Source organism: Rhizobium sp. SG2393 (assembly GCF_042610495.1).
In the GTDB taxonomy this organism is placed as follows: Bacteria; Pseudomonadota; Alphaproteobacteria; order Rhizobiales; family Rhizobiaceae; genus RU20A.
The window spans coordinates 354,905-380,780 of sequence record NZ_JBHGAP010000001.1 but is presented as its reverse complement, the minus strand read 5'-3'; the positions used below and the strand labels follow the sequence as shown (position 1 = coordinate 380,780).

At 63.0% G+C, this 25,876-nt stretch carries 23 protein-coding genes and 4 tRNA genes; 12 read left to right on the top strand and 15 right to left on the bottom strand.

Features of this window, described 5'->3' with window-relative positions:
* Positions 1-10: 10 nt before the first annotated feature.
* The 10 genes from rplJ to ACED18_RS01795 form a co-directional block, all read right to left on the bottom strand.
* Positions 11-529: a 50S ribosomal protein L10 gene (gene rplJ / locus ACED18_RS01840; RefSeq protein ID WP_149736824.1), complete on the bottom strand. Its 519-nt coding sequence runs from the start codon at positions 527-529 to the stop codon at positions 11-13.
* Between the two features lie 354 nt (positions 530-883).
* Positions 884-1,579: a 50S ribosomal protein L1 gene (rplA, locus tag ACED18_RS01835; protein WP_377288454.1), complete on the bottom strand. Its 696-nt coding sequence runs from the start codon at positions 1,577-1,579 to the stop codon at positions 884-886.
* Between the two features lie 4 nt (positions 1,580-1,583).
* Positions 1,584-2,015, bottom strand: coding sequence for a 50S ribosomal protein L11 (rplK, locus tag ACED18_RS01830; RefSeq protein WP_377288452.1), 432 nt, complete (start codon positions 2,013-2,015; stop codon positions 1,584-1,586).
* A 233-nt stretch (positions 2,016-2,248) separates the two neighbouring features.
* Complete coding sequence (gene nusG / locus ACED18_RS01825; protein WP_377288450.1) at positions 2,249-2,779, bottom strand: transcription termination/antitermination protein NusG; 531 nt, start codon at positions 2,777-2,779, stop codon at positions 2,249-2,251.
* A gap of 17 nt (positions 2,780-2,796) precedes the next feature.
* The gene (secE, locus tag ACED18_RS01820) at positions 2,797-2,997 is read right to left on the bottom strand and encodes a preprotein translocase subunit SecE (RefSeq protein WP_149736819.1); all 201 of its coding nucleotides are present in this window, start codon (positions 2,995-2,997) and stop codon (positions 2,797-2,799) included.
* A 382-nt stretch (positions 2,998-3,379) separates the two neighbouring features.
* Positions 3,380-3,455, bottom strand: a tRNA-Trp gene (locus ACED18_RS01815).
* Positions 3,456-3,572: 117 nt separating this feature from the next.
* Positions 3,573-3,926 (bottom strand): hypothetical protein, encoded by a 354-nt coding sequence (locus ACED18_RS01810; protein WP_377288447.1) that lies wholly within the window; start codon positions 3,924-3,926, stop codon positions 3,573-3,575.
* A gap of 224 nt (positions 3,927-4,150) precedes the next feature.
* The gene (tuf, locus tag ACED18_RS01805; protein WP_377288445.1) at positions 4,151-5,326 is read right to left on the bottom strand and encodes an elongation factor Tu; all 1,176 of its coding nucleotides are present in this window, start codon (positions 5,324-5,326) and stop codon (positions 4,151-4,153) included.
* Between the two features lie 225 nt (positions 5,327-5,551).
* A tRNA-Gly gene (locus ACED18_RS01800) sits at positions 5,552-5,625 on the bottom strand.
* Positions 5,626-5,651: 26 nt separating this feature from the next.
* Positions 5,652-5,736, bottom strand: a tRNA-Tyr gene (locus tag ACED18_RS01795).
* 227 nt (positions 5,737-5,963) lie between these two features.
* Between ACED18_RS01795 and ACED18_RS01790 the strand changes: the two genes are divergently transcribed.
* The 6 genes from ACED18_RS01790 (at position 5,964) to ACED18_RS01765 (ending at position 10,512) form a co-directional block, all read left to right on the top strand.
* On the top strand, positions 5,964-6,842 hold the full coding sequence (locus tag ACED18_RS01790; RefSeq protein WP_377288443.1) for a TrmH family RNA methyltransferase: 879 nt from the start codon (positions 5,964-5,966) through the stop codon (positions 6,840-6,842).
* Positions 6,843-6,968: 126 nt separating this feature from the next.
* Positions 6,969-7,044 (top strand) — tRNA-Thr (locus ACED18_RS01785).
* 48 nt (positions 7,045-7,092) lie between these two features.
* Positions 7,093-8,547: a hypothetical protein gene (locus ACED18_RS01780; RefSeq protein WP_377288441.1), complete on the top strand. Its 1,455-nt coding sequence runs from the start codon at positions 7,093-7,095 to the stop codon at positions 8,545-8,547.
* A gap of 130 nt (positions 8,548-8,677) precedes the next feature.
* Positions 8,678-8,851 carry a hypothetical protein gene (locus ACED18_RS01775; RefSeq protein WP_377288439.1) on the top strand — a complete coding sequence of 58 codons (174 nt, stop codon included), beginning with the start codon at positions 8,678-8,680 and terminating at the stop codon, positions 8,849-8,851.
* A 243-nt stretch (positions 8,852-9,094) separates the two neighbouring features.
* Positions 9,095-9,868, top strand: a complete 774-nt coding sequence (locus ACED18_RS01770; protein WP_377288437.1) for an NAD kinase — start codon at positions 9,095-9,097, stop codon at positions 9,866-9,868.
* A 167-nt stretch (positions 9,869-10,035) separates the two neighbouring features.
* A complete protein-coding gene (locus ACED18_RS01765; protein WP_377288435.1) occupies positions 10,036-10,512 on the top strand; it encodes a hypothetical protein in 477 nt (158 codons plus the stop codon).
* Between the two features lie 77 nt (positions 10,513-10,589).
* Here the strand turns inward: ACED18_RS01765 and prfB are convergent.
* The 3 genes from prfB to ACED18_RS01750 all read right to left on the bottom strand — a co-directional run bounded on the left by prfB (position 10,590) and on the right by ACED18_RS01750 (position 15,772).
* Positions 10,590-11,718 (bottom strand): peptide chain release factor 2 gene (prfB, locus tag ACED18_RS01760; RefSeq protein WP_377288433.1). Its coding sequence is split into 2 segments (ribosomal slippage): positions 10,590-11,648 and positions 11,650-11,718, totalling 1,128 coding nucleotides; the frame shifts between segments, so codons are not numbered across the junction.
* Between the two features lie 92 nt (positions 11,719-11,810).
* Positions 11,811-14,258 carry a penicillin-binding protein 1A gene (locus ACED18_RS01755; protein ID WP_377288431.1) on the bottom strand — a complete coding sequence of 816 codons (2,448 nt, stop codon included), beginning with the start codon at positions 14,256-14,258 and terminating at the stop codon, positions 11,811-11,813.
* 272 nt (positions 14,259-14,530) lie between these two features.
* Positions 14,531-15,772 carry an N-acetylmuramoyl-L-alanine amidase gene (locus ACED18_RS01750; RefSeq protein ID WP_377288429.1) on the bottom strand — a complete coding sequence of 414 codons (1,242 nt, stop codon included), beginning with the start codon at positions 15,770-15,772 and terminating at the stop codon, positions 14,531-14,533.
* 764 nt (positions 15,773-16,536) lie between these two features.
* On the opposite strand from ACED18_RS01750, the gene ACED18_RS01745 reads away from it, so the two are divergent.
* On the top strand, positions 16,537-19,431 hold the full coding sequence (locus ACED18_RS01745; RefSeq protein ID WP_377288427.1) for a ribonuclease E/G: 2,895 nt from the start codon (positions 16,537-16,539) through the stop codon (positions 19,429-19,431).
* A 93-nt stretch (positions 19,432-19,524) separates the two neighbouring features.
* Here the strand turns inward: ACED18_RS01745 and ACED18_RS01740 are convergent, their stop codons facing one another.
* Positions 19,525-19,959 (bottom strand): helix-turn-helix domain-containing protein, encoded by a 435-nt coding sequence (locus ACED18_RS01740; protein ID WP_377288425.1) that lies wholly within the window; start codon positions 19,957-19,959, stop codon positions 19,525-19,527.
* Positions 19,960-20,027: 68 nt separating this feature from the next.
* Between ACED18_RS01740 and ACED18_RS01735 the strand changes: the two genes are divergently transcribed.
* On the top strand, positions 20,028-21,263 hold the full coding sequence (locus tag ACED18_RS01735; RefSeq protein ID WP_377288423.1) for an MFS transporter: 1,236 nt from the start codon (positions 20,028-20,030) through the stop codon (positions 21,261-21,263).
* Between the two features lie 96 nt (positions 21,264-21,359).
* Here the strand turns inward: ACED18_RS01735 and ACED18_RS01730 are convergent, their stop codons facing one another.
* Positions 21,360-22,517 carry a pyridoxal phosphate-dependent aminotransferase gene (locus ACED18_RS01730; protein WP_377288421.1) on the bottom strand — a complete coding sequence of 386 codons (1,158 nt, stop codon included), beginning with the start codon at positions 22,515-22,517 and terminating at the stop codon, positions 21,360-21,362.
* Positions 22,518-22,694: 177 nt separating this feature from the next.
* On the opposite strand from ACED18_RS01730, the gene ACED18_RS01725 reads away from it, so the two are divergent.
* The 4 genes from ACED18_RS01725 (at position 22,695) to accC (ending at position 25,866) form a co-directional block, all read left to right on the top strand.
* Entirely contained in the window at positions 22,695-23,459 is a 765-nt protein-coding gene (locus tag ACED18_RS01725; RefSeq protein WP_377288419.1) for a DsbA family protein, read from the top strand.
* 109 nt (positions 23,460-23,568) lie between these two features.
* Entirely contained in the window at positions 23,569-24,015 is a 447-nt protein-coding gene (gene aroQ, locus ACED18_RS01720) for a type II 3-dehydroquinate dehydratase (RefSeq protein ID WP_377288417.1), read from the top strand.
* A 21-nt stretch (positions 24,016-24,036) separates the two neighbouring features.
* On the top strand, positions 24,037-24,510 hold the full coding sequence (gene accB / locus ACED18_RS01715) for an acetyl-CoA carboxylase biotin carboxyl carrier protein (RefSeq protein ID WP_377288415.1): 474 nt from the start codon (positions 24,037-24,039) through the stop codon (positions 24,508-24,510).
* 12 nt (positions 24,511-24,522) lie between these two features.
* The gene (gene accC, locus ACED18_RS01710) at positions 24,523-25,866 is read left to right on the top strand and encodes an acetyl-CoA carboxylase biotin carboxylase subunit (protein ID WP_377288413.1); all 1,344 of its coding nucleotides are present in this window, start codon (positions 24,523-24,525) and stop codon (positions 25,864-25,866) included.
* The last annotated feature ends 10 nt before the right edge of the window (positions 25,867-25,876 follow it).

Genomic DNA, 25,876 nt, shown 5'->3' with positions numbered 1-25,876 from the left:
AAAAACCGCCTTATGCGGCTTCATCCTTCTTCGCATAGGCCGCAAAAACGCGGGCGAGCTGGGCGGCCGGTGCCTGGACGACACCTGCAATGCGCGTTGCCGGCGTCTGGATCATGCCCAGAAGCTTGGCGCGCAGTTCATCCAGCGAAGGCAGGGTCGCAAGCGACTTGACGCCTTCCGCGTTGAGCGTGGTCGTGCCCATGGCGCCGCCGAGGACAACGAGCTTGTCGTTGGTCTTGGCGAAATCCATGACGACCTTCGGAGCCGTGATGGGATCATTGGCATAAGCAATGAGCGTCTGACCCTTGAAGAGGTCCGACATTCCCTCGGATTCCGTACCCTGAAGAGCGATCTTGGCCAGGCGGTTCTTCGCGACTTTGACGGTGCCGCCAGCAGCGCGCATCTTGGAACGGAAGTCGTTCATCTGCGCGACGGTGACACCAGCATAGTGGGCCACGACAACCGAACCGGAAGCCTTGAAGACTTCGTTCAGCTCCGTGACGAATTCGCGTTTTTCCGCTCTTTCCACTGTCTGTCTCCAGTTGACGGGATGGCCTTTGAGGGCTTCTCCCGCCGGGTTGCCTTTGTCGCTCGGGATCTTCATGTCGATCCCAAGCAACGCTTGAGGATCCTGTCCCTTGGCGTTGCCGGCTCAGGCCGGCTCGGACACAAGGCAAGCGAGGTTCGAACCAAAATTCGCGTCTCCGACGCTTTGAATGAATTTGGCTCTTACCCGTCTCATGCAGGTCTATGGATTAAGGCCAGCACCCGAAGGCGAAAGGCCACCCGCAATCTCGGACAGGAACTCCGGATTTCTCCGGAATTTCCCGGCCCCGAAGGACCGGGAAAGGGATGTCCGGACCCTTGAGCGGGTCCGGCAAAATCATGCCGTGACGGTGGCGGGGTCGATCTTGACGCCCGGGCCCATCGTCGAGGAAATGGCAACGCGCTTGACGTAGTTGCCCTTGGCGCCAGCCGGCTTCGCCTTGACGACAGCGTCGGCGAAGGCCTTGATGTTTTCCTCGAGTGCCTTGGCATCGAAGGAAGCCTTGCCAATACCGGCGTGGATGATGCCGGCCTTCTCGACGCGGAACTCCACAGCGCCGCCCTTGGATGCCTTGACGGCACCGGCAACGTCCATGGTGACCGTGCCGACCTTCGGGTTCGGCATCATGCCGCGCGGGCCGAGAACCTTACCGAGACGGCCGACGAGCGGCATCATGTCCGGGGTCGCGATGCAGCGATCGAAATCGATCTTGCCGCCCTGGACGATTTCGACGAGGTCTTCGGCGCCGACGACGTCTGCGCCGGCAGCCTTGGCTTCGTCAGCCTTGGCGCCACGGGCGAAGACGGCGACGCGAACGTCGCGGCCGGTGCCGTTCGGCAGGTTGACGACGCCGCGGACCATCTGGTCGGCATGGCGCGGGTCAACGCCGAGGTTCATGGCAACTTCGATCGTTTCGTCGAACTTGGCCGTTGCACGCTCCTTGACGAGAGCGATTGCGTCCGAGAGAGCGACGAGCTTCGTCGGATCGATGCCCTCACGGGACTTCTGTACGCGCTTTGCGAGCTTTGCCATGGTCTTAGCCTACCACTTCCAGGCCCATGGCGCGGGCGGAGCCCTCGATCATGGCCATTGCGCCTTCGATATCGGCGGCGTTGAGATCCTTCATCTTGGCTTCGGCGATCGTCTTGATCTGAGCCTTGGTGAGCTTGCCGACGGAAGCACCCTTACCCGGCGTCTTGGAACCGGAGGTGATCTTCGCTTCCTTCTTCAGCCAGTAGCTGACCGGAGGCTGCTTCATCGCGAAGGTGAAGGACTTGTCCTGGTAGTAGGTGATGACGACCGGGATCGGCATACCCTTTTCCATTTCCTGCGTGGCGGCATTGAACGCCTTGCAGAATTCCATGATGTTGATGCCACGCTGACCAAGCGCAGGACCGATCGGCGGCGACGGATTCGCCGAGCCGGCCTTGACCTGAAGCTTGAGGTGGCCTGCTACTTTCTTAGCCATTTCTCTCTGCCTTCGTTACGCCCGGAAACCGAAGATCTCCAGACCGTTGCGGAGCGCCATCCGGCGGCTCCCTTCTGCCATCCGACGCTGCGGATGGCGGCTGCGGTTGCGTGGTTCGGGTCACCTGCCCGGCTTAAGGCCAGGCCCCTCCCACGCGGGGTGCGGCAAGCGCCGCGCGACATCCGCCGAAGCGGACGCCGGAAACCGGAGAGCGCAAGCCCTCCGGAAAACTGTCAGACCTTTTCGACCTGGCCGTATTCGAGCTCGACCGGCGTGGCGCGACCGAAGATCGAGACCTCGACCTTGAGGCGCGAGCGCTCTTCATCGACATCCTGTACGATGCCGTTGAACGATGCGAAGGGACCGTCGGAGACGCGAACCTGCTCGCCGATCTCGAACGACACGGACGGCTTCGGACGCTCGACGCCATCCTGCACCTGACCGAGAATACGATCTGCCTCGTGATCCGGAATCGGAACCGGCTTGTTGTCGGAACCCAGGAAACCCGTGACCTTCGGCGTGTTCTTGATGAGGTGATAGGCCTCATCCGTCAGGTTGGCGCGCACCAGCACGTAACCCGGAAAGAACTTGCGCTCGGCATCGACCTTGCGGCCGCGACGGACTTCGACAACCTTTTCGGTCGGAACGAGGATCTTTTCAAAGAGATGCTCGAGCCCCTTCTGGCGAGCCTTCTCCTCGATCGATTCAGCAACCTTCTTCTCGAAGTTCGAATAGGCGTGAACAATATACCAACGAGCAGCCATGACCCTCTCCCCTCCGATCAAGCGCCAAGGTGCAGGGCGAAATTGACGACCCACCCCATGAGCTGATCGGCAGCAAAGAAAAATGCCGCAGCAACGATCGCCATGATGAAGACCATCAGCGTCGAGATCATCGTCTCGCGCCGGCTCGGCCACGTCACTTTGGACGTCTCGGTGCGGACCTGCCGCAGGAACGTCATCGGGTTGGTCTTGGATGCCATTGACTATTCACGCCTTTCGCTGCCTGGGCAGCCTGATCACCGCCATCGTGCGAAGCGAATCACCTTCACTCCATACGATATCGACGCGTAAGGCTGAACTCTCAGCCCCACGCGCCGCGTGTCTGTTGCGGCTCGTATAACGCCCGATTCCAATTTCCGCAAGGGCTACGCATCGACTTTTAAGAGTTTCGAAATTCCCGTCGCCATGCGCCCGATTCGCCCTGCCACATCAGGGCAAATGCCCGCTTATCGCGGCTCCCATCCGATATAGTCAAAGCCTGCGCGCACCACAAGCAGCATAGCCTGCGAGGCAACCACGAGCGCGTGATCAAACGCTGCGCCTGTCAATGTCATTGGTATCGGACGGGGCTTCTGTGGGAAATGGCAGGGGCAGAGGGGCTCGAACCCCCGACCTGCGGTTTTGGAGACCGCCGCTCTACCAACTGAGCTATACCCCTAGAACCCGGCTGCGCGATCCGCGCTTCAGGCATGGCGCTCCCTTTAAGATGGGATCGCGGGCTTGGCAAGAGAATTTCGATGACTGGCGACGAATTTCCCTCTGCTTGCGGAAGATGTTAGGATGCTTTCTTAGCGTCATCCCGGCCAAGTGCGCAGTCGCGGTTTTCGCCGGCGCCGGGCGCGTTCTCAAAGGTACAGTGCGTTTCCGGCGGAATGCCGCAGACCTTGTCGAGCGCCTTGAAGCCGACACAGCGTCCGTCCGGTCCGCGATAGCCCGGCCCGCCCTTGCAGCCGCACCCGCGACAGGCCGGCCGATCCGGGCAAGCGGCAAAGGCCACCTTTCCCGCGTCAGGCAAAACGAGGCTGCAGAGAGCCATCACAAAAAGAAGAGCGCCTCGCAGGAGAAAGCCACCCGTCAGGGCCATTCCGGGGCGCGCGAATCGCCGCGTCGTAAATCCACCGTCCTGCATTCAGCGTCCTCCGCGCCGGATGCCATTCTATCGCGCTTCCCTCGGAAAGCCACAAATGACAAAGGCCCCGCCGTTTCCGGCGAGGCCTAGTAGATAAAAGTCAGTATCGATTACTCGATGATCGAGGCGACGATGCCCGCGCCGCGTTCAGATCGCGCTTGCGCGCCATCTGAACATCTTTAGCGCCGTCGGCAGGCTTTCGGCCCGCCGCCCCTGATCACCGATTACTCGATGATCGAGGCGACGATGCCGGCGCCGACGGTGCGGCCGCCTTCGCGGATGGCGAAGCGCAGCTTTTCTTCCATCGCGATCGGAACGATCAGCTCGACGTCAACCGTGACGTTGTCGCCCGGCATCACCATTTCCGTGCCTTCCGGAAGCGTCACGATACCCGTCACGTCCGTCGTGCGGAAGTAGAACTGCGGACGGTAGTTCGTGAAGAACGGCGTATGACGGCCGCCTTCTTCCTTCGTCAGGATGTAGGCTTCGGCCTTGAACTTCTTGTGCGGCTTGACCGAACCCGGCTTGCACAGGATCTGGCCACGCTCGACGCCGTCACGGTTCACACCGCGCAGCAGCGCACCGATGTTGTCGCCGGCCTGGCCCTGGTCGAGCAGCTTGCGGAACATTTCAACGCCCGTGCAGGTCGTCTTCGTCGTCGGACGGATGCCGACGATTTCGATTTCTTCGCCGACCTTGACGATACCGCGCTCAACGCGACCCGTCACAACCGTACCGCGGCCCGAGATCGAGAACACGTCTTCGATCGGCATCAGGAAGGGCTGGTCGATCGGGCGTTCCGGCGTCGGGATGTAGGCGTCGACCTGAGCCATCAGCTCGCGGATCGCGTCTTCGCCGATCGTCTTGTTGGAATCTTCGAGAGCCGCCAGAGCCGAGCCCTTGACGATCGGAATGTCGTCGCCGGGGAAGTCGTAGGACGACAGCAGTTCGCGCACTTCGAGTTCGACGAGCTCGAGGAGTTCGGCGTCATCGACCTGGTCGACCTTGTTCAGGAACACCACGATGGCGGGAACGCCGACCTGGCGGGCCAGCAGGATGTGTTCGCGCGTCTGCGGCATCGGGCCGTCAGCGGCCGAGCACACCAGGATCGCGCCGTCCATCTGGGCAGCACCGGTGATCATGTTCTTGACGTAGTCGGCGTGGCCGGGGCAGTCAACGTGCGCGTAGTGACGGTTGGCCGTCTCGTACTCGACGTGTGCCGTCGAGATCGTGATACCACGGGCCTTTTCTTCCGGAGCGGCGTCGATCTGGTCATACGCCTTGAACTCGCCGAAGTACTTCGTGATCGCAGCCGTCAGGGACGTCTTGCCGTGGTCAACGTGGCCGATCGTGCCGATGTTCACGTGCGGCTTGTTGCGCTCGAATTTGCTCTTTGCCATGGGCTGTTATCCTATGATCCATCAAATGCGTCAGCCGGCCCGGGCCGGTTTGCGGAGGCGTTTAAGGGTTTCGTCCCGTTTGCGCAAGGACTAAATGCGACGGGCGACCGAGCCGGGGTCTGGCAGGGTGCGGCACGCGCGACGGGCGAAGGCGCAAAGCGTCGATCGAGCGCACCGCAAGGCGCACTTGCGTTCGGCTTCAGCCTGTTGACATTCTGAAAGTCTTGGAGCGGGTAGCGGGAATCGAACCCGCGTATTCAGCTTGGAAGGCTGCTGCTCTACCATTGAGCTATACCCGCGGTCTTTCGGACAGTCCTCGTCAGAATGGTGGAGGGAGTTGGATTTGAACCAACGTAGGCTGAGCCAACGGATTTACAGTCCGTCCCCTTTAACCACTCGGGCATCCCTCCAGTATTCCGGCGGGACTATCGTCCAAGCATGTTCGCGTGTCTCGAAGGTCGAGGCCGTCTGGCCCTCCCCGATCCGCGCCGGGTATATGACCGCCCAGCTTCGCCCTGTCAACACGAGCCGTCACAAAAAATCGATGTTTTTGGAGCCGCTTGTGGACAGCGCGCGTCGCGTGGCATTTGCCCTCGCGGCTGCAGGGTCTATAAGGCGGCAAACGCAGGGATGAACGATGACCAAGGACGAAACCGGCGGCCGCTCCGCCAAGGATACGCATTTTGCAAAGCTGCGCCGCCAGCACCGCGACCAGAAGCGCGAGCGCGGCGAAATTCCGACACCGAAGGATGACCGGCGCCGGCGCAATGCGGAAAACTGGACAGCGCCTCAGATCGCGCCGGATCAGGTCTTCCTCTACGGCATCCACACCGTGCGCGCCGCGCTCGACAATCCGGCGCGTACGATCGTCAAGCTCTCCGTGACGGCCAATGCCACCGCCCGCCTCGGGCTCGACGACCTCGCCGCCCTGCCCTACCCGGTCGAAACCGTGCAGCCGAGCCAGCTCGACAAGCATCTTGGCCCCGATGCCATCCACCAGGGCGTGATGCTTGAAACACGGCCGCTGCCGGTGCGCCGGCTGGATGCGCTGAAGGAAAGCCGGATGCTGCTGGTGCTTGACCAGGTCACCGACCCGCACAATGTCGGCGCGCTGATGCGGTCGGCCGTCGCCTTCGATGCCGGCGCGGTCATCACCACCATGCGCCATTCGCCGACCGAATCGGGCGTGCTGGCCAAATCCGCGTCCGGGGCGCTGGAGCTCATTCCCTATATCCAGATCACCAACCTTTCGGACGCGCTGGAAGAGCTCCATGCGCTGGGCTTCCAGACGATCGGCCTTGATTCGGAAGGCCCTGCCCCGCTCGAACAGACCCTTGAAGGCGGCCGCATCGCCCTCGTACTCGGCTCGGAGGGCAAGGGACTGCGACAGAAGACGCGGGCCACCTGCAAGGCGCTTGCCCGCCTCGACATGCCCGGCGCCATCAAGTCGCTCAACGTCTCGAACGCCGCCGCCATCGCCATGTATGCCGCCCGCCAGCATCTGGCAAAGGCGTGAGACGATCCCCGCGCGCGGGGGCGTCAATGCGTGCATCGGTGCGTTTTTTGACTTTACAGCCAGCGGGGATGTGGTAACTCCGCAGCATGTCGATCATGGATGGCTGCGCCGTCCATGATGTCGACCGCCCTTATAGCTCAGTTGGTAGAGCACCTGATTTGTAATCAGGGGGTCCCGGGTTCGAGTCCTGGTGGGGGCACCATCGTCTTTCTCCTCGATACCGCGAAGTCCCAGCCGCACATTCGTCGGCGTGTCGCGTCCTTCTACAAAAGAAGGCGATGAATTTAATTTTCGGCTTTCCGTTAGCCGTCATTTACAAAATATGCGGTACAGATCTCGGCATCATCTCCATGCCAAGAGCGCCACTGCGATGCTGACCCTGCTGTCTCGATTGACGTCCTGTGAAAAGGGAAATTTCGGTATTCTGTATGCAGCCGTGGTACCGCTGATCGTGGCAGGGTCCCTGACGGTCATCGACATCACGCGCGCCACGGGCGTGCGGATGGAGGCACAGGGCGCGCTTGATGCGACGACGCTGCAGCTCGCCATCTCGACGACAGCAGACACCCCGAAACTTGATGAGCTCGGCGCCACCACGCTGCAAGGCAATCAGGCCAATGTCGGGGCGACACTGGTCTCGACGGACTTCGGGAATATCGACAACGGATTGACGGTGCGCGGCACGGCCACCTTTTCGTTGACGCCGCTTGTCTATGGTATCTTTGCCAAGGATCAGCTGAAGGTCACCGTGACGTCGGAAGTGAAGCGCTCGGCAAAGAATGTCGAGGTTTCGCTGGTCCTCGACACGACGGCATCGATGGCCGGACAGCGGATCAGCGACCTCAAGGCGGCCGCCAAGGAACTCGTCGATATCGTTGTTACCGACAGGCAGACACCGACCTATTCGAAGGTCGCGCTCGTGCCGTATTCGATGGCTGTCAATGTCGGCTCCTATGCCGAAGCCGCTCGAGGCAGCATTCACAACGGAACCTGCAACAGCCCCGGCTGCGCCAATTATCGTTTCGTCAATCCCTATGGCGATGCGGTGACGTTCGGCATCAGCACCTGTGTGTCAGAGCGCACAGGCACCGAGCGCTTCACCGATGCGGCACCCTCGACGGCGAGTTTCGGCTACAATTATCCAAGCCCGGCCAATCCATGCCTGACGAACACCATCAAGCCGCTCAGCGACGACAAGGCGAGCCTCAACTCGGCCATCGACGCCCTCAGCGCCTCGGGATCGACAGGCGGCCATATCGGTGTCGGCTGGGGCTGGTACCTCGTTTCCCCGAATTTCAGCTATCTGTTTCCCAAGGCCAACCAGCCCGGCCCCTACGATATTGAAAAGACGAAGAAAATTGTCGTCCTGATGACGGATGGGGAATATAACAGCGCCTATTGCAACGGCGTCATTGCACGCGATTCGTTGACGGGCAGCGGCTCCGCAGCCCATCACATCAATTGCAACGCGCCGAATGGCGGGGCCTATGCCCAGGCGCAAGCGCTCTGCACGAACATGAAGGCAGCGGGCGTGACCGTCTACACGGTCGGTCTTGAGCTCGTGAACACCCAGGCCGCCCGCGACCTCGTGGCGAACTGCGCGACGAGCGCCAAGCACGTCTACTACCCAAATTCCGGAACCGCGCTCAAGGAAGCCTTCCGCGACATCGGGCGTGACATCTCCGGGCCCGTGGTCTCCCGCTAACCGCCACCGCCGACATCTTCACTCCTGCCTCTCCTTGCGCCCACGGCAAGACGTCGAGCGATTCGCACGCGCTTGACATCATGGCGAAAGCATGAGAACAAAATAAGAACAAAACCTCAGGGAGAGTGCCATGCAGGAGACGCAGAAGGTTGTGGAACGGGCTTTAGCCGCCGTGCAGCAGTCTCGGGCGCTTCGTGAAAAGCAGCAGGCGCGTCGAAAGGCCGTGTTCGGTCGGATCGAGGCCGCGAGCGTCAAGATCACGCATATTCCAAAGGGCATACAGCTGCCGCTGAACCTGCAATAGGACGGCCCAACCGGAACCGGTTTCCGGCATCGTGCGGTCATGGCCTGCCGGTCAGGTTCCGGAGTGTCCGTGCCGCCAGTCCCATAGCCGACGGGTCCGGCAGCCAGCCGTCCGGATACGTCCAATTGCGCCATCTGGCCGCAGCACGCCTTGTGCAGGAGATCGAGCCCGATTAAGTCTTTCGCGTCGCGGTGATTTTCCGCTCGACGATGCCCTGCGCGGCGCGGGGTGTATCAGGGGGTCGTGGTGCGCAGTTTCAAATCCCTCGCCTTCGTCGCCTCGCCTTCCGAGGATGCGCAGAATGCGCTGCGAGACCTCGAAGCACGCTACGGCTTGACGCCTCCGGAGGAAGCGGACGTGATCGTGGCGCTCGGCGGCGACGGCTTCATGCTGCAGACGCTTCACCAGACGATGAACTCCGGCAAGCTCGTCTATGGTATGAACCGTGGCTCCGTCGGCTTTCTGATGAACCGCTACAGCATCGAGGATCTGGAAGACCGGATTTCCGAGGCCGTGGCGAACGTGCTGCATCCGCTCGAGATGCAGACGGTGGATGCCGACGGCAACCGGTTTCGGGCGCTCGCCATCAACGAGGTCTATCTCTTCCGGCAATCCTATCAGGCCGCCAAATTGCAGGTTGTCGTCGACGGGCGCGTGCGGCTCGACGAATTGATCTGCGATGGCTTGCTGGTCGCCACGCCGGCCGGCTCCACGGCCTATAATCTTTCCGCGCACGGGCCGATCCTGCCGCTGGAGGCGCCATTGCTCGCCCTCACCCCGGTCAGCGCCTTCCGCCCGCGCCGCTGGCGGGGCGCGCTTCTGCCGAACCGGGTCACGGTCGATCTGTCGATCCTGGAAGCCGAAAAGCGCCCGGTAAACGCGGTCGCCGATCACCGCGAAGTCAAATCGGTCGTGCATGTGCGCATCGCCCAGTCGGAAAACACCACGGCGACCATCCTGTCGGACCCCGACCATTCCTGGTCGGACCGCATTCTCTCGGAGCAGTTTTCCAATTGACGCCGGGCAGCGCGCTTGGGACAGTCGTGGCGACGTTGTGGCAGGCCGGTGCCAAGATTTCGGGTTGCGAAGACAGGCGATCATCACAGCGGTGGTCGGCGGCGCCGCCGGAACCCTTCCGAGACGTCGTCGGTCGAACCGCCGCCATCGGAGGCAGAATGATGCGGATGCGCAACCGAGCCATGGCTTTAGTGGTGCTTGCCTTTTTGCCCGCAGCGTTCCTGTCGGCTGCCGAATGCGCATCGGCGCAAGAGGCGGCGCTTCCGGCGCCGGACGTGACATTCGTCATCAGCTCCGGTTTCTGGGAGCAGCCGGGCGACGGGACCTCGGTTCCTGCCGAGCGCGGCTATTACAAGCTGATCGCGCTGCGCCAGCCCGATGGCACGGCCCACATCCATCTCCAGCAGATTGCCCAGACGCCGCAGGGGCCGCGTGTCCTCACATCCGCGGAACTGGAGGAGTTCTCGGAGCTGAAGGCCTTCGTCACCGATATCAGGCCGGAATCCTCGTCCGGCGTGACGACCCAACCCGGTCTCTTCGCGACCATCTACCTGAAGACAGACCCTACTGCCTCGGAAGCGGAAAGCTGGACGGTGCTGATCGACGATCTCGGTGACATCCGGGTCGAGCGCGCCACGAACTGACGCAGCGTCGGGCACCCATGAAAAAAGGCGCCCCGGAGACCGGAGCGCCTTATTCCGTTTGATCTCTCGACGTCGCCTCAGGCGATATCTTCCACCACACCGTCGCCGCCGTTGACGCGGTGGGCGAGCGCCGCTTCCATGAAGGGGTTCAGCGCGCCGTCGAGCACGTCGCCCGGCGCCGTGCTTTCCACGCCGGTGCGCAAATCCTTCACCAGCTGGTAGGGCTGCAGCACGTAGGAGCGGATCTGGTGGCCCCAGCCGATATCCGTCTTGGAAGCGGCCTCGGCGTTGGCGGCCTCTTCGCGCTTCTTCAGCTCGGCCTCGTAAAGGCGGGCGCGCAGCATGTCCCAGGCCTTGGCCCGGTTCTTGTGCTGCGAGCGCTCCTGCTGGCACTGCACGACGATGCCCGACGGCATGTGCGTGATACGCACGGCCGAGTCGGTCGTGTTGACGTGCTGGCCACCGGCGCCGGACGAGCGGTAGGTGTCGATGCGGCAATCGCTCTCGTTGATGTCGATCTGGATCGAGTCATCCACCACCGGGTAGACCCAGATGGACGAGAACGAGGTGTGGCGGCGCGCATTGCTGTCATAGGGCGAGATGCGGACCAGGCGGTGGACGCCCGATTCGGTCTTCAGCCAGCCATAGGCGTTGTGCCCCTTGACGAGCAGCGTCGCGGACTTGATGCCCGCTTCTTCGCCGTCATGGATTTCCAGAAGCTCGACCTTGTAGCCCGAGCGTTCGGCCCAGCGGGTGTACATGCGCAGGAGCATGTTCGCCCAGTCCTGGCTTTCCGTGCCGCCGGCACCCGAATGCACTTCGAGATAGGTGTCGTTGCTGTCCGCTTCGCCGGAGAGCATGGCTTCCACCTGCTTCTTGGCGGCTTCGGCCTGCAGCGCCTTCAGCGCGGCTTCGGCTTCGGTGACGATCGTCTCGTCGCCCTCTTCCTCGCCCATCTCGATCAGCTCGACATTGTCGGAAAGCTGCTGCTCGATGCGCTTCACGGCAGAGATGCTGTCATCCAGCTGCTGGCGCTCGCGCATCAGCTTCTGCGCCTCGGAGGCGTCGTTCCACAGTGTCGGGTCTTCGGCCTTGTTGTTCAACCAGTCCAGTCGTCTTATCGCCTGGTCCCAGTCAAAGATGCCTCCTCAGCAGGCTTATGGCCTGCTTGATGTCGTCGATGATACCAAGGGTTTCGTTTCTCATTGCTATCCTGCCATGATTTCGGGCGTGACGCGTCAATAGCGACGCCCGCCACCGAAGTAAAGGCGACGGGCGACAGGCTGCGCACCCCTTGTCTAGAAGAGGCCGTTGGATCCGGAGGTCACGGCCTGGTTGGCCTGCGGCGAGGCCTTCAGGATTTCTTCCGGCGCCTGGAAACCTTCCATGCCGCCGATCACCGAGAAGGTGTCGGCAGGGCCCGTTCCGGGCTTGAAGGCCTCCATGATCGTGTCCGGGTCGCCCTCGGCGGCTGCCATGCCCGTCTTGCGGTTCACGGCAACAAGGCTCATGCCTTCCGGCACGACGAACTTGGTCGGGCGCGTGCCCTTTACCGCTTCCTGCATGAAATCGTTGAAGATCGGCGCCGCGAGGCCACCGCCCGTCGCACCACGTCCGAGCGGGGCTGGATTGTCGAAGCCGATATAGAGGCCGGCGACCAGATCCTGCGTGAAGCCGACGAACCAGGCGTCCTTCTCGTCATTGGTCGTGCCGGTCTTGCCGGCGACGGGACGATCGAGCTTGATCTTGCCGGCTGCGGTGCCGCGCGTGACGACGCCTTCCATCATCGAGGTGATCTGGTAGGCGGTCATGGGGTCGAGCACCTGCTCCCGATTGTCGACGAGCTGCGGTTCCGGCTGCTCTTCCCAGTCGGCTGCGTTGCAGTTGTCGCAGGTGCGGTCCTCGTGGCGGAAGATCGTCTTGCCGTAGCGGTCCTGGATGCGGTCGATCAGCGACGGCTTGATCTGCTTGCCGCCATTGGCGATGACCGAATAGGCCGACACCATGCGCATGACCGTGGTCTCGCCCGAACCGAGCGACATGGCGAGCAGCGGCGGCATCTTGTCGTAGATGCCGAAGCGCTCGGCATATTCCGCAACGATGTTCATGCCCATGTCATTGGCCAGACGCACCGTCATCAGGTTGCGCGACTTCTCGATGCCGAGACGCAGCGTGGACGGACCGGCGGATTCGCCGCCGTAGTTTTCCGGACGCCAGACCTGGCCGCCGGACACGATCTCGATCGGGGCATCGAGGATCACCGAGGCCGGCGTATAGCCATTGTCGAGGGCAGCAGCGTAGACGAATGGCTTGAAGGACGAGCCCGGCTGGCGCATCGCCTGGGTCGCGCGGTTGAATTCCGACTGGGCGTAGGAGAAGCCGCCGGCCATGGCGAGCACGCGGCCCGTATGCGGGTCCATGGCAACGAGACCGCCCTGGACGCGCGGCGGCTGGCGCAGGCGGTAGCTGCCATCGTCCTTCTTCTCGACGTAGACGACATCGCCGGCGCCGAACACGCCATCCGGCGACTTCGCGGTCTTGCGGCCGTCGGAGGAGCGGAAGGCCCAGCGCATATCTTCCGACGCGATGCGGCCCGTCTCGCGTTCCGCGACCACCTTGCCGGAGGCATCCTTGGCGGGCTGGAGACCGATATCGGCACCCTTGCCATCGACGGCCAGAACCACGGCCAGACGCCATTCGGGAACGTCGGCAAGCGCCGGCACCTCGGCTAGCGGCACGCCCCAGTCACCACCGATCTCGATCGTCTTGATCGGACCATGGAAGCCGCGGCGCTCGTCATAGGTCACGAGACCGTTCTGCAGCGCCTTGCGGGCAGCCAGTTGCAGACGCGGATCAAGCGAGGTGCGAACGGAAAGACCGCCTTCGTACAGCGCATCCTCTCCGTATTTCTGGATGATCTGGCGGCGGACTTCCTCGGCAAAATAGTCCGAGGCGAAGAGGTGGGCGCCGCTGCGGCGCGGCTTTACCCCGAGCGGCTGCTTCTTGGCGTCGTCGCCGTCTTCCTTCGTCACGTAGCCGTTCTCGACCATGCGGTCGATGACCCAGTTGCGGCGCTCGATGGCGGCCGCGGTCCGGCGGAACGGATGGTAGTTTGCCGGCCCCTTCGGCAAGGCGGCGAGGTAAGCCGTCTCGGCGATCGTCAGTTCGGTAACGGACTTGTCGAAATAGGTGAGCGCGGCACCGGCGATGCCGTAGGAATTCAGGCCAAAGAAGATCTCGTTCAGATAGAGCTCGAGAATGCGGTCCTTGCTGTAGGCCTGCTCGATGCGGAAGGAAAGGATCGCTTCCTTGACCTTGCGGTCGATGGTCTGGTCCGACGTCAGCAGGAAGTTCTTGGCGACCTGCTGCGTGATGGTGGAGGCGCCGACCGGGCGGCGGCCGGAGCCGAAGTTCTGCAGGTTGACCGCGATGGCACGGGCAAGGCCGGTGATGTCGACGCCGGGGTGGTTGTAGAAATTCTTGTCTTCGGCCGAGATGAAGGCGGCCTTCACACGGTCCGGAATGGCCTGGATCGGCAGAAACAGACGGCGCTCGCGGGCATATTCGGCCATCAGGTCGCCGTCGCCGGCATGGATGCGGGTCGTTACCGGCGGCGCATATTTCGCCAGCACTTCGTAATCCGGGAGATCCTTCGAGACATGGCCGAGATAGATGGCCACGACGGCTGCCAGGCCGAGCACGAGGAAACATCCAATCCCGAAGAAATAGCCAATGAGCCTGATCATTCGTCCGATACCGGTTCCGAGTTATCCCGCCACGCCCATTGCGCGGCACCATACGCGATGCGCAACAGCGCTCGCCTTGCACCACTTCTCACCCAAAGGCAAATGGCACGGCCGGCAAATGTTGAAGAATCTCGCGCTTTGCCGACACACTAGCCGATAGCAGCTTGAATGTGTGGAAAATGCGGCCCCTCGGCACATCACCTTTTGTCGTCAACGGAAACATTATGCCGTGTTGTTGCAGCGACACAAATCAAGATCGTGTCGCAGAGGCGCTAACCGCCATTCGCAACGACGGTGGCGCGATACTGGCCGATGGCATTGGCGATGCGTTCTGCCACCTTGCGCCGCCAGGCGGGATCCAAAAGCAGCTTCTCATCCTCGGGATTGGAAAGAAAGCCGAGTTCCAGAAGCACGGATGGCACATCGGGCGCCTGCAGCACGCGAAACCCGGCATGGCGGTGAGGATTGTTGATCAGGTTGATCTGGCCCTCGAAGGACGACACGACCGAGCGGGCGAGATTGACCGAGAAGGCCTGCGTCTCGCGTCGCGTCAGGTCGATCAGGATATCGGCGACCTCGGCGGGGCCGTTGTCGAGCGGCACGCCTGCGATCTCGTCGGAGAGGTTTTCCCGCTCGGCAAGGCTGGCAGCCAGATGGTCCGACGCCTTGTCGGAGATGGTATAGACGGTGGCGCCGCGGATATCCTTCTGCTTCAGCGTATCGGCATGCAGCGAGATGAAGAGCTTGGCGCCCTGGTTGCGGGCGAGTTGCACCCGCTGGGAGAGCGACAGGAACTCGTCCTTGTCGCGCGTCAGCATCACGCGGACCCCCTCCTGCCCGCCGAGAACACCGGCGAGCTCGCGCGCGAAGGCGAGTGTGACATCCTTTTCCGGCGTGTTGGTGGTCGCTCCGGAGGCGCCTGCATCGATGCCACCGTGTCCCGCGTCGATGGCGACGACGAATTTGCCGTCGTCGCCCGCCGATGGCGGGGCAGCGACATGGCCCGTCGTTGCTGCCTGGCTCCAGGTCTGCTTGCCGATGCGGTCGGCAAAATCCGCCTCGGTGCTGATCGCCGTATCGACCACAAGACGATATCCCCTGCCGTCAGGCTCGGCCTGCACGTCATCCAGCGTGACGAGAACCGGACGCGTCGCAGTCAGGACGATGCGCGCGGCGCCGCTGCCCATGGCGCCGTAGCGCACATCGCGGAACAGGCCGCGTGCCGCCATATCCTCGGGCTTGATGCCGAAGGCTGTCTCGGGAAGATCGACGACCACACGATAGGGATTGGCGAGGTAATGGATCTTGTAGTCCGGCTTGCGGTCGAAGCTGATCACAAGGCGCCCGCGGGCATCGTCACCGGCGAGGCGCGCTTCATAGGCCAGAAGCGGGCCGGCCATCACAGCCGTGGCCGCCCCGTCGGTTGCCGGTGCGACAGCCGCACCGCCCGACACCGCCAGCGAAAGCGCCAGTACGGCAGCATGAATGAGGGGGCGCCTGATCACCGCTGTCATCGTCTCCTGTGAGGACATCATCCGCGACGTGCAGACATGCTTGCCGCTTTCTGTCCTGCCGCTTCGCGCCCATCGGCCGCATCCTGGCCTCCGCCATCCGGCACAAACATGGCGAAAGACCGGCAGAGCCTGCCCTTTCCCACAGAAGCGCACGCATGGTTAACGAAGGGTTGACGGGCAATGCAGCCGATACGCGCAAGCAGCGGAATTGTACCAAATTGTGACAGCCGGGCTTTTCCCTTGCCATTGTGACATGAAAACCATAAAAGCGTCGTGAGGAGAAAGTGTAGTCGGGATAGAATCATGGGCCGGGCTGTATCAACGCTCATCTTCGAGCGCCGCGCCTGACCGAAAGAAGAGCCAAGACGCAATCATCGCGTGATACGGCCCATCTTCCGTTTTCGTCCATGTCATCCGCCGACGTCGGACTTTCTTTTCGCACGCAGGATCGCGCATCCCGGCGGTGGCCGGCAGCATTCAAGGTGGCTTGTTCCACCAAACGCCCTCAAGGGGCGATTTCATCGGGCCCAAAGGCCTTTTAACATTGGCATTCTTGCTCGGCGTAAGACGATGAGACGGCAGGTCAAGGCAATGACAGGGATCACGGAGCGCACCGACGCTCCCGTTCCTGCCGAGCCTGCACGCCACCGCCGCGTCCCGGCAGGAACATTACTATCCGGCGTACAGATCGACCCTCCCGCCCCCCGTCTCGACGGGCATGGACGGGTCGCGGCCTTGAGCCTGCGCCGAGGAGCTCAGCTTACATGGCAGACAAAATGCTTATCGACGCGTCTCACGCAGAAGAGACGCGCGTCGTTGTCGTTCGCGGTAACCGCATAGAAGAGTTCGACTTCGAGTCGGAACACAAAAAGCAGATCCGCGGAAATATCTATCTCGCCAAGGTCACGCGCGTCGAACCCTCGCTGCAGGCGGCCTTCGTCGATTACGGCGGCAACCGCCATGGCTTCCTCGCCTTCGCGGAAATCCATCCCGACTACTACCAGATCCCGCTGGCCGACCGGCAGGCGCTCCTGCGGGCCGAGGCAGAGGAAGCCCGTCGCGAGCGCGACGATGACTTCGAGCCGGTAGAAACAGCACCGATGCCCGCGCACAAGCCGGTGGAAACGGTTGCCGAGATCGCCGAGGCGAGCGAGGCCGTCGAAGCAGTGGAGGCTTTGGAGGCCCCCGCGGCCGAAGCTGTGGAAAACGTCGCCGCCGAGACTTCTGTCGTTGAGGAAGAGGCTCCGAAGAAGCCGAAGCGCGTGCGCAAGCCCCGGGCCAAGAAGGCAGCAGCCGAAGAAACCGAAGCTTCGTCCGAGGCTGGTGAGGTCGAGGCTGCAGCCGAGGCCGGCAGCGACGAGACGCCCGACGAAATGGCCATGGCCGTGGACCTCGATGACGACACGGTGTCCGAGCGCGTCAGCAACAAGCAGCGCGGCCGCCGCCGCCGCGATGACGACGAGGACGAGGAAGAAGAGGTTATCGAATCCGTCGGCGCCGAAGACGCCATGGAAGAGGTGCCGGATCGTCATGTCCGCAAGCCGCGCAAGCAGTACCGTATCCAGGAAGTCATCAAGCGCCGCCAGATCCTGCTCGTGCAGGTCGCCAAGGAAGAGCGCGGCAACAAGGGCGCGGCGCTGACGACCTACCTGTCGCTGGCCGGCCGCTATTCCGTCCTGATGCCGAACACGGCGCGCGGCGGCGGCATTTCCCGCAAGATCACCAATCTCCAGGACCGCAAGCGCCTGAAGGAAATCGCCCGCGAGCTGGAAGTGCCGCTCGGCATGGGCGTCATCCTGCGCACGGCCGGTGCCAACCGCACCAAGGTCGAGATCAAGCGCGACTTCGAATATCTGATGCGCCTGTGGGAGAACGTCCGCACGCTGACGCTCGCCTCCACGGCGCCCTGCCTCGTCTACGAGGAAGGCTCGCTCATCAAGCGCTCGATCCGCGACCTCTACAACAAGGATATCGGCGAGATCATCGTTGCCGGCGAGGAAGGCTATCGTGAAGCGAAAAGCTTCATGAAGATGCTGATGCCGAGCCACGCCAAGGTGGTGCAGCCCTATCGCGACGTGCACCCGATCTTCTCGCGCTCGGGCATCGAAGCCCAGCTCGACCGCATGCTGCAGCCGCAGGTGACGCTGAAGTCGGGCGGCTACATCATCATCAACCAGACCGAAGCGCTCGTTTCCATCGACGTCAACTCGGGCCGCTCGACCCGCGAGCACTCGATCGAGGACACCGCGCTCCAGACGAACCTGGAAGCGGCGGAAGAAGTGGCGCGCCAGCTGCGTCTGCGTGACCTCGCCGGCCTCATCGTCATCGACTTCATCGACATGGAGGAGAAGCGCAACAACCGCTCCGTCGAGAAGAAGCTGAAGGACTGCCTGAAGAACGACCGCGCCCGCATCCAGGTCGGCCGCATCTCGCATTTCGGCCTTCTGGAAATGTCGCGCCAGCGCATTCGCGCTTCGGTGCTCGAATCCACGATGCAGACCTGCCCGCACTGCAACGGCACGGGCCATGTGCGCTCGCAGTCGTCCGTTGCGCTGCATGTGCTGCGCGGGGTCGAGGAATATCTCCTCAAGAACACCACCCACAACATCTCGGTGCGCACGATCCCCGAGATCGCGCTCTACCTGCTCAACCACAAGCGCGGCACGATCATCGATTATGAAAACCGCTTCGGCGTCGAGATCATCATCGAAGCCGACGCTCATGTCGGCGCCTCGCACTTCGCCATCGACAAGGGCGAAGCCGTCGAGAATCCGGTGAAGATCGAACAGATCATCACCTTCGAGCCGGAAGAGGAAGACGACGATATCGTCATCGAGGACGAAATCGACGAGGAAGCCGAGGCTGCACCCGCCGAGCGGAGCGAACGGGCGGAACGCCCGGAGCGCGCCGAACGCACGGATGGCGACGACCAGAACGGCCGCAAGCGCAAGCGCCGCCGCCGCCGTCGCGGTGGCCGCAACGGCGGTAATGGCGAAGGCCAGGCCAACGGTCATGCGGACGAGCTTTCCGGCGAAGAGGACGGTGATGATGGCGCCGACGACGCCTCTGAAGGCGGATCCGACGGCGAGGAGCCGATCGCAGCTGCTGCCGACGCGAATGGCGACGGCGAACAGCGCCGCAAGCGCCGCCGTCGCGGCAAGCGTGGTGGCCGTCGCAATCGTCCCGAGGGCGAAGAAGGTGCCGTGTCCGCTGCTGGCGAGGACGGCGACGGTGAAGAAGGTGACGACGAGGCTGCGGAAACCGGAGACGCCGTGACCGAGACGACCGACGACGCACAGCCGGAAGCCGAAGCGACACCGAGCGACGAGGCCGAGCAGCCCGCCGCCAAGCCGCGCCGTAGCCGCCGCAAGGCTGCCGCCAGCGAAGCGTCGGCGGAAGCCGAGGTTGTCGCTGCGCCGGAGGTGATCGAAGAGACAGCGGTCGCGTCCGAGCCGGTCACCGATGCCGTCGTCGCCGAAGAGGTGGTGCCGGCAGAGACCGCTGCCGAGCCCGAAGAGGCCCGCCCGCAGCGCGCCAATCGCGACATCGAAAACATCGCAAGCGAGCCGGTGATCAAGTCCTCTACCGCCGCCAGCGACGATGCCGATGCCGGCAAGCCCAAGAAGGGCGGCTGGTGGCAGCGCCGCGGTTTCTTCTAGGACACCGACATATCCTTCGATATCTGCAAGGGGCCCGGTTTTCGCCGGGCCCTTTTCGTTTGCCCCTGCTTCTGTCTCAGCCGGAGGGCGCGATCAAAGTCCGTCGGCACGAAAGGCGAGCTTGCGATGTCTTGCCTTGCTCTTCCCGCCAGTCGTCAGCAGCCGCTGGAATTGCGGACATTCGAGATGGGACGGGGCTGCGCAGGCAGCGACGTGGCGCAGCGTATCGCGAAGGACCGTCAGTTCGCGAAGCTTGCGGTCAATCTCGTCCGCCTTGTCTCTTAGCGCCGACCGGTCCAGGGCCGGCAATCCGTCGCGGCCGAACATGCCGGCAATCTCTTCCAGGGAAAATCCGGCCGACTTGGCGAGCGCGATCAGTTGCAATTGCATGAGAACCTCTGGGGCGAACTGCCGCCTCAGGCCGTGGCGTGTAATGGAGGTGATCAGCCCCGCCTCCTCATAGTATCGAAGCGCGGATGGCTTGAGGCCACTGCGGCGCGAGACCTCGCCAATATCCAGAAATTTCATGCTTGACCTCAAGTGAACTTGATTTCGCAAACTGCACATCGACGTTCACGGAGACAAGAAGAAAGATCATGAAACAGACAGAAGAGCTTTTGACGACCACACCACCAGTCCGCTTGTCCATCGCGCTCGGATCGGCAGTCCTGCTCGGCGCGCTCGGCACCAGCATCGCCAACATCGCGCTGCCCGCCATGACGGCGAGCTTCGAAGCGCCCTTGGAGGCGGTCAAGAATGTCGTGGTGTCCTATCTCGCAGCACTGACGCTCATGGGTTTGGCAGCCGGCCGGCTCGGGGACCGATACGGCTCCAAGACCGTCCTTGTCATCGGCTTTGCCGTGTTTGCCACGGGGTCGCTGGCAGCACTTTCGGCGCCCGGGCTCGGTTGGCTCGTTGCGGCGCGTTTCGTGCAAGGCGCCGGTGCCGCCGTGGTGATGACCTTGCCGATGGCCTTGATCCGCGAAACAACGCCGAAGGACCGCATGGGCCGTGCCATGGGCCTCATGGGCACCCTGTCCGCGCTCGGCACGGCGCTTGGCCCCGTCATTGGCGGCGCCCTCGTGCCGCTCGGCGGCTGGCGGGCAATCTTTGCCCTGCTTTTCGCGCTCTCGCTGCCAGGCCTGCTCCTCGTCACCCGTTTGCCGAAGGCGCAGGGCGGCGCATCCGGCGGTCCCACCAGCCTCAGCGCCGTGCTGAGCTGCGGCCTCGTGGCAAAGCTGATCGTCAATGGGCTCGTCGCCATCGTAATGATGGCGACGCTGGTGGTCGGGCCCTATGCGCTGGAGTCCGGGCTTGGACTTCGGCTCGGCATTGTCGGGCTCGTGATGGCGGTCGGGCCGATCCTCTCCATGGTGTCGGGGATTGTCTCCGGCCGCCTTGTTGACCGCTTCGGTACGCGCATCGTTCTCTTGACGGGACTGGTCCTGCTCGCCTGCGGTGCAGCGTTGTTGGCGATGCTGCCGATCGCGCTCGGCGTCTCGGGCTATGTCCTGGCGCTTGTGGTTCTCACACCCGGCTACCAGATGTTCCTCGCCGCCAACAACACGGAAGCCCTCGCTGCCCGCTCAAGCGCCGAGAGCGGCACGGTCGCCGGATTGCTCAGCCTGTCGCGAAATCTCGGCCTGATGGCCGGCGCGTCCTTGATGGCGACCATTTTTGCACGCGCCAGTGGGGCGGTTGACCTTCATGCGGCTTCGCACTTGCAGGTCCTTGAGGCTATGCGAACCACGTTCCTGATCGCAGCCGCGCTGGCGCTCACGGGCCTTGCGATCACGGTGCTTTCAGCGTCTCATCCGCCAAAAACGGTGTGAGGCGTCTGTTTGCCGGCAAACTTCAGAAACAGAGTCAACGCGCTCACACACTGATTCCGGTTCCGGCTCCAAGCCGCTGACGGAGAATCACTTCTTTCAGGCGAGCCAGCGGGCAATCCGTTCAACGGCTTCCTCTATATCGGCAGGGCTTCCGGCATAGGAGAAGCGCATGGTGCGGTGGCCGCCAATGGGATCGAAGTCGCGGCCGGGGGTGGCAGCGACATCGATCTCGGCCAGCATGCGGCGGGCGAAGGCCATGCTGTCATTGGTGAAGCGGCCGACATCCATATAGGCGTAGAAGGCACCGTCCATGGGCGACGCGATGGCGAGGCCAAGCTTCGGCAGGCGGTCCAGCAGCAGGGCACGGTTCGCAGCGTAGGCGTCGCGGTGGGTGTCCAGCTCATCCCGCGCGCCAAGCGCTGCTTCGGCGGCGATCTGGGAAAGCTCCGGCGGGGAAATGTAGAGGCTCTGGGCGATGCGCTCGAAGCCGCGCACCTGATCCTCCGGCAGCACCATCCAGCCGATCCGCCAGCCCGTCATGCAATAGTATTTCGAGAAGGAATTGATGATGACGGCGCGGTCGGTGACGGCAAGTGCCGTGGTCTCCTCGCCGGCGAAGGTCAGGCCGTGATAGATCTCGTCGGAGATGAAGGCGATGTCGCGGGCCTCGCAATAGCGGGCGAGTGCGGCAAGCCGTGCCCGGCCCGTGACGGTCCCGGTCGGGTTGGCCGGGCTCGCCAGCAGCACGCCCTTCAGCCGCACGCCTTCGGCCTTTTCCGCCTCTTCCAGCCCTTCGGGGGTGAGCGTGAAGGCATGCTCCTCACCGGCATCGACTTCGATGACACGCAGCCCGAGCGCCATCAGGATGTTGCGATAGGCGGGGTAGCCGGGCCGCGCGATGGCAACGGCATCGCCGGGGTCGAAGAGGGCGAGGAAGGCCAGGTTGAAGCCGGCAGACGAGCCCGTCGTGATGGCGATCCGCGCGGGATCGACGCTGACGCCGTGCCGCTCTGCGTAATCGCGGGCGATGGCCTCGCGCAGCGAGCGGGTGCCGAGCGCATCGGTATAGCCTAGACGGCCGGTCTCCAGCGCCTTGCGGGCGGCTTCCAGTGCCTTCTGCGGGGCGGGTGCGGCCGGCTGTCCGACGGCAAGCGAGATCACCGGGCGGCCTTCGGCGCGGCGGCGGATTCCCTCCGCCAGGATATCCATGGCGTGGAAGGGTTCGATCTCGCTGCGGCGGGACAGCAGGGACATGGCGGCACCTCTTATCGTTTGAACTTAGGGCCGCATCTGCCTGATGACTTGCGGGATCACAAGAGATGCCCGGTCTTCATTCGGCCGATTTTTGAGGTTTCTTCAGGGACGCGCCACCGCTAAGCTGGCAAGATCCGCTTTCGCGCCGGCCGACCGGCGCCGCATCCCGAGGAAACCATGATCCGCTCGACCCTCCGCCTTGTCACCGCATCGCTGCTCGCCGGCACCACCCTCTTCGCCACCGGCCCGGCCGCCGCGCTGGATGCCAAGCAGAAGGAGGAGTTCGGCGCCTACATCCGCGAATATCTGCTCGCCAATCCGGAAGTGCTGATCGATGTGCAGAAGGCGTTGCAGGAAAAGCAGCGCGTGGCGCAGGCAGCCGCCTCGGAAGCGGCGGTGACGAACAACAAGGACGCGATCTTCAATTCCGAGCATGACGTGGTGCTTGGCAATCCCAAGGGCGACGTCACCATCGTCGAGTTCTACGATTACAATTGCGGCTACTGCAAACGCGCGCTGTCGGACATGAACGCCATTCTCGACACGGACAAGAATGTCCGCTTCGTCTTGAAGGAACTGCCGATTCTCGGCCCCGATTCGCTTGCCGCACACCGCGTCAGCGCCGCCTTCCGCAAGATCGCGCCGGAAAAGTATGGTGAATTCCACCGCGCGCTGCTCGGTGGCGAGGATCGTGCAACGGAGGAGACGGCGATTGCCGTTGCCGAAAAGCTCGGCGTCAAGGAGGCGGACCTGCGCGCGCACATGGAAAAGAATCCCAAGGACGCGGCCGTGATGGAATCCTACCAGCTCGCCAATGAACTCGGCATTTCCGGTACGCCGTCCTACGTGATCGGCAACGAGGCCGTCTTTGGCGCCGTCGGGCTCGAGGAATTGCAGGGCAAGGTCGCCAATATCCGCGCCTGCGGAAAGACGACCTGCTGAACCAAAGATTTACCGAAGTTTGTGGACAAGCCCCGCCAGCGCCGGCGGGGCTTTTTTTCGAATGCCGCCCGGTCTATAGCTGTGGCACATAAAGTAAACCGGACCCCGCATGACACAGACATTCTTCGTCCTCAACGGACCGAACCTCAACGCGCTCGGCAAGCGGGAGCCCGGCATCTATGGCGGCCAGACGCTCGCCGATATTGGCGAGATGTGCCGCAAGGAGGGCGAAGCCCTTGGTTTCGCTGTTGATTTCCGGCAGAGCAATCATGAGGGCACGCTGGTAGACTGGCTGCACGAAGCCGGCGATACGGCCGCCGGCGTTGCTATCAATGCCGGCGCCTATACCCACACGTCGATTGCGCTCCACGATGCGATTCGGGCGATTTCCGTTCCGGTCGTCGAACTTCACCTGTCCAATGTCCATGCCCGCGAGGAATTTCGCCACAAATCCATGATTGCCCCTGCGGTAAAGGGCGTGATCTGCGGCTTTGGTGCGCAGAGCTATATCCTCGCGCTGCATGCGCTGCGGTCACTGACACAGACAACGAGATAAGAAGAACAAGAGGCTCCATCCATGGCTGACAAGAAATCCGGCATCGACCAGGCGCTGATCCGCGATCTGGCGAATATCCTCAAGGACACGGACCTGACCGAAATCGAAGTCGAGCAGGAAGATCTTCGCATCCGCGTGTCGCGCACGATTCCGGCAGCACCCGCGCCGACCTATTATGCACCGGCGCCCGCTGCCGCCGCACCGGCCGCAGCCCCGGTGGCCGCCGTTGCCGAGGCTGCTGCTCCGGCTGCACGCAACAACAAGAATGCCGTCACGGCCCCGATGGTCGGCACGGCCTATCTGTCGCCTGCTCCGGGCGCGCGTCCCTTCATCGAGGTCGGCGCCACCGTCAAGGAAGGCCAGACGATCCTCATCATCGAAGCGATGAAGACGATGAACCAGATCCCGGCGCCGCGTTCGGGCAAGATCACCGAAATCCTCGTGCAGGACGCTTCACCCGTCGAATACGGCGAACCCCTCCTCGTTATCGAATAAGGCGGCCGCCCCATGATCTCGAAGGTTCTCATCGCCAATCGCGGCGAAATCGCGCTCCGGGTCCTGCGTGCCTGCAAGGAACTCGGCATTGCGACGGTCGCCGTGCATTCGACGGCCGATGCCGACGCCATGCATGTGCGCCTTGCCGACGAAAGCGTGTGCATCGGCCCGCCGCCGTCGCGCGACAGCTATCTCAACATCCACCAGATCGTCGCGGCCTGCGAGATCACCGGTGCGGATGCGGTGCATCCCGGCTACGGCTTCCTGTCGGAGAACGCCAAATTCGCCGACATTCTCGAAGCCCACGGCATCACCTTCATCGGGCCGACGGCCGAGCATATCCGCCTGATGGGCGACAAGATCACCGCCAAGCAGACGGCCATGGAACTCGGCATTCCCGTCGTTCCCGGCTCGGATGGCGAGGTGACGGCCGAAAACGTGCTGGAGACGGGCCGCAAGATCGGCTTTCCGGTGCTCATCAAGGCCACTGCCGGCGGCGGCGGTCGCGGCATGAAGGTCGCCAAGACCGAAGACGACCTGATGGAAGCCTTCGACACCGCGCGCTCCGAAGCCTCAGCCGCCTTCGGCAATGCCGCCGTCTACATGGAAAAATACCTCGAAAAGCCGCGCCACATCGAAATCCAGGTGGTGGGCGATGGCGAGGGCAATGCGATCCATCTCGGTGAACGCGACTGCTCCCTGCAGCGTCGCCACCAGAAGGTCTGGGAAGAGGCCAACTCCCCTGCCCTCAATGTCGAGCAGCGCATGAAGATCGGCCAGATCTGCGCCGACGCCATGAAGAAGATGAAGTATCGCGGCGCCGGCACGGTCGAGTTTCTCTACGAAAACGGCGAGTTCTATTTCATCGAAATGAACACGCGCCTGCAGGTGGAGCATCCGATCACCGAAGCGATCACCGGCATCGACCTCGTACATGAGCAGATCCGTGTTGCTTCCGGCGGCGGTCTTTCGGTCACGCAGGAGGATATCGTCTTCTCCGGCCATGCGATCGAGTGCCGCATCAATGCGGAAGATCCACGCACCTTCACGCCCTCGCCGGGCACGATCACGCATTTTCATGCGCCGGGCGGACTTGGCGTGCGCGTCGATTCGGGCGCCTATGCGGGCTACAAGATCCCGCCCTACTATGACAGCCTGATCGGCAAGCTCATCGTGCATGGCCGCACGCGCGTCGAATGCATGATGCGCCTGCGCCGCGTGCTCGACGAATTCGTCGTTGATGGCATCAAGACCACCCTGCCGCTTTTCCAGGATCTCGTGTCCAATCAGGACATCGCCAATGGCGACTACGACATCCACTGGCTGGAAAAGTACCTGGCAGCCAAGACCGATTGAGGCACTGAAG

Excerpts from the sequence above, each read along its gene's own strand:
- ACED18_RS01775 (WP_377288439.1), top strand. The coding sequence starts at position 8,678 with ATGCAGGAGACGCAGAAGGTTGTGGAACGGGCTTTAGCCGCCGTGCAG.
- ACED18_RS01735 (WP_377288423.1), top strand. The coding sequence starts at position 20,028 with ATGAAACAGACAGAAGAGCTTTTGACGACCACACCACCAGTCCGCTTG.
- ACED18_RS01790 (WP_377288443.1), top strand. The coding sequence starts at position 5,964 with ATGACCAAGGACGAAACCGGCGGCCGCTCCGCCAAGGATACGCATTTT.
- rplA (WP_377288454.1), bottom strand. The coding sequence starts at position 1,579 with ATGGCAAAGCTCGCAAAGCGCGTACAGAAGTCCCGTGAGGGCATCGAT.
- ACED18_RS01745 (WP_377288427.1), top strand. The coding sequence starts at position 16,537 with ATGGCAGACAAAATGCTTATCGACGCGTCTCACGCAGAAGAGACGCGC.
- ACED18_RS01765 (WP_377288435.1), top strand. The coding sequence starts at position 10,036 with ATGCGCAACCGAGCCATGGCTTTAGTGGTGCTTGCCTTTTTGCCCGCA.
- secE (WP_149736819.1), bottom strand. The coding sequence starts at position 2,997 with ATGGCATCCAAGACCAACCCGATGACGTTCCTGCGGCAGGTCCGCACC.
- ACED18_RS01730 (WP_377288421.1), bottom strand. The coding sequence starts at position 22,517 with ATGTCCCTGCTGTCCCGCCGCAGCGAGATCGAACCCTTCCACGCCATG.
- ACED18_RS01755 (WP_377288431.1), bottom strand. The coding sequence starts at position 14,258 with ATGATCAGGCTCATTGGCTATTTCTTCGGGATTGGATGTTTCCTCGTG.
- accB (WP_377288415.1), top strand. The coding sequence starts at position 24,037 with ATGGCTGACAAGAAATCCGGCATCGACCAGGCGCTGATCCGCGATCTG.
- accC (WP_377288413.1), top strand. The coding sequence starts at position 24,523 with ATGATCTCGAAGGTTCTCATCGCCAATCGCGGCGAAATCGCGCTCCGG.
- nusG (WP_377288450.1), bottom strand. The coding sequence starts at position 2,779 with ATGGCTGCTCGTTGGTATATTGTTCACGCCTATTCGAACTTCGAGAAG.
- tuf (WP_377288445.1), bottom strand. The coding sequence starts at position 5,326 with ATGGCAAAGAGCAAATTCGAGCGCAACAAGCCGCACGTGAACATCGGC.
- ACED18_RS01725 (WP_377288419.1), top strand. The coding sequence starts at position 22,695 with ATGATCCGCTCGACCCTCCGCCTTGTCACCGCATCGCTGCTCGCCGGC.
- aroQ (WP_377288417.1), top strand. The coding sequence starts at position 23,569 with ATGACACAGACATTCTTCGTCCTCAACGGACCGAACCTCAACGCGCTC.
- ACED18_RS01750 (WP_377288429.1), bottom strand. The coding sequence starts at position 15,772 with ATGACAGCGGTGATCAGGCGCCCCCTCATTCATGCTGCCGTACTGGCG.
- rplK (WP_377288452.1), bottom strand. The coding sequence starts at position 2,015 with ATGGCTAAGAAAGTAGCAGGCCACCTCAAGCTTCAGGTCAAGGCCGGC.
- ACED18_RS01810 (WP_377288447.1), bottom strand. The coding sequence starts at position 3,926 with ATGCAGGACGGTGGATTTACGACGCGGCGATTCGCGCGCCCCGGAATG.
- ACED18_RS01740 (WP_377288425.1), bottom strand. The coding sequence starts at position 19,959 with ATGAAATTTCTGGATATTGGCGAGGTCTCGCGCCGCAGTGGCCTCAAG.